This is a genomic window from Vibrio sp. 10N.222.46.A1, from assembly GCF_041473595.1.
Taxonomy (GTDB): domain Bacteria; phylum Pseudomonadota; class Gammaproteobacteria; order Enterobacterales; family Vibrionaceae; genus Vibrio; species Vibrio tasmaniensis_A.
The window spans coordinates 1-2,235 of record NZ_JBFRSN010000430.1; the positions used below are offsets into that span (position 1 = coordinate 1).

Consider the following 2,235-nt stretch of genomic DNA (forward strand, 5'->3'; position numbering starts at 1 on the left):
GATGATGAAAACCAAAAGCTGTCTAGGGTTGAATTAGCAATCGCATAACCAAGATTGACCAGACTGACTCGTGTATCCCAATACACGAGTCAGTAAGTTTTAGCGCCCATTTTTAACCATCCATTACCGTAGTGTTTCATCTTTAAATGTTGAACTCGGGTCCTCTCAGAGAAAACTTACGGTTACACACATAAGGTGTTGTTTGTGTCTACACAATCGTATGTAAGGAAAAATTTCTCTCTCGCCTGGCCCCTAGCCCTAAACGGTATATTGATGCAGTCGATGTTGATGATCGATACGCTGCTGGTTTCTCCTCTTGGTGAAATACCTTTGGCTGCCATGGGAATTGCGACCACTATGGTTGCCTTTGTACTCGGTATTCAAATGGCGCTGGCAAACGGCACTCAGCTAGTATTGAGTCGCGCCGTGGGTTCTGGCATTACCGCTTCATTATCCAAAGCGTTTTGGGCAGGTCTGTTCATCAACTTAGGTATCGCGACAATATTTTGGTTTCTGCTCACCTTTTTAGAACAGCCTTTAATTCAAGCTTTAACCGACGATAAAGCCCTTTACTTAGAAATCAGCCACTACCTTGATATCTCAAAGTATCTCGTCATTTTCACAGCATTAACGCAAGTAATTATCGCCCTATTTAATGCATTAGGAAGAACCAAAATACCGTTTAAAGGGTATTTGATTGAATTGCCGATCAACGCTGTACTTTCTTATGGACTCATTCACGGCTTTTCAAATTTCGAAGGTATTGGTGTTCAAGGCGCCGCGCTAGGCAGTGTTATTGCTATCACCCTTCGCCTTGTGTATCTGGTTCTTTGCGTGTATTTGAGCTCGGCAATTTCACTCAAATTAGACGCCCTGCGATCTGAGTTCATGACAAACGTTCGTCGTCACTTTATCGAGATATTCCCTGTCGCAGCAAATGTAACCATGCTATTGATTGGCGCAACGATTTATCAGTTACTGTATTCGCAACTTAACATCAACGCGTATGTTGCGATTACTTTGGTGATGCCTTGGATCAGGGCTGTCTCTCAATTTATTACTGCTTGGGCTCACTCTTCCGCAATTACTATCAGCCAAGCGATTGGCTCTAAAAAGATGGATGACCTAGTCAAAAACGTCGATACCAGTATTGATATTGCGGTCGTCATTTCTTTTGTGTGTGCAATCTTGTTCGCAGGATTAAGTCTGGTTATTGGTGACATTTACCCGAACTTGGATGAGTCTACCTATCAAGCATTGGCCGTTATCGCCCCACTCTACATCTTCTTGCCGATTGTCCGTGGCTACAACACGGTTCATGGGAATGTATTAAGAGCACTAGGAAAAACGACCGCAGTCTTCAAAATCAACTTTACTGGTCAATGGGTAATTTCAATTCCATTGTGTGCATTGATCATCTTTGGATTAGACGGTTCTATCTTTTGGGCATTCGCTATCCAACCATTCGAAGAAGTCGTTAAAGCTTTTCCATTCCGTCATTTGGCTCGAAAGTCTCTTAAAGAGTTCGATGCCGACAAAGCCAAAGAGTTGATGTATGACTAAACTCCGTATCGAGTTGCCGTCCTAAAATCTTCCTACGCTTTCTGAATACAACCTTGTCTTTTGACAAGGTTGTATTGTTTTAGCTGTACCTTTCATTGGTAGGCTTCAGCACACCCTCATTGATACCAAGGTCACATTAATACCAAGGTCATCTAAAACTCATATAAAACAAAAAGACCACTCAACATTCGGTTAAGTGGTCTTCGAAAATATTCCTTAAGGACTGCGTCTAGCTAGCCTATTGGTTATGCTATGTGCTATTTACCGTTCAACTTAAGCGCTGAGAAAGTCACACTGTTGTAATCGCCATTCTTTTTATCGACAGCGAAATCGCCAGTACCGCCACAACCAGGCCCCCATACAGGGTGAGAATCGCTCACGCTACATTGGCCGTATGCGCCCGCTTTGTAGTAAAAATCATCTTCAGCATAGCCCGTTGGTGAATCAAGTTCATCGATGCCCTTACTCAGGTCGATTTCATACTTAACGGTATCGTGACGCTCGGTTTCAAACGTTAGGTACATCATGGTGCCTTTCACTTCCACTTTGTAGCTAAACTCTTCACCAAGAGCAATACCCGCTTCACCCGGCTCTGCAGGGTTTTCCCACGTGTTACCCCACACTGGATAAGCGATATCGGCACGGTTAGGATCTTTTTTCTCTAGGTTACGT

At 43.4% G+C, this 2,235-nt stretch carries 2 protein-coding genes; one reads left to right on the forward strand and one right to left on the reverse strand.

What is annotated here, in order from left to right; genetic code table 11:
- The first annotated feature begins 195 nt into the window (after positions 1-195).
- On the forward strand, positions 196-1,563 hold the full coding sequence (locus AB4496_RS13340; RefSeq protein WP_102257325.1) for an MATE family efflux transporter: 1,368 nt from the start codon (positions 196-198) through the stop codon (positions 1,561-1,563).
- A gap of 257 nt (positions 1,564-1,820) precedes the next feature.
- On the opposite strand, the gene AB4496_RS13345 is transcribed toward AB4496_RS13340, so the two are convergent.
- Positions 1,821-2,235 (reverse strand): polysaccharide lyase family 7 protein (locus tag AB4496_RS13345; RefSeq protein ID WP_372131126.1); only part of this gene is annotated, 415 nt, incomplete at its 5' end.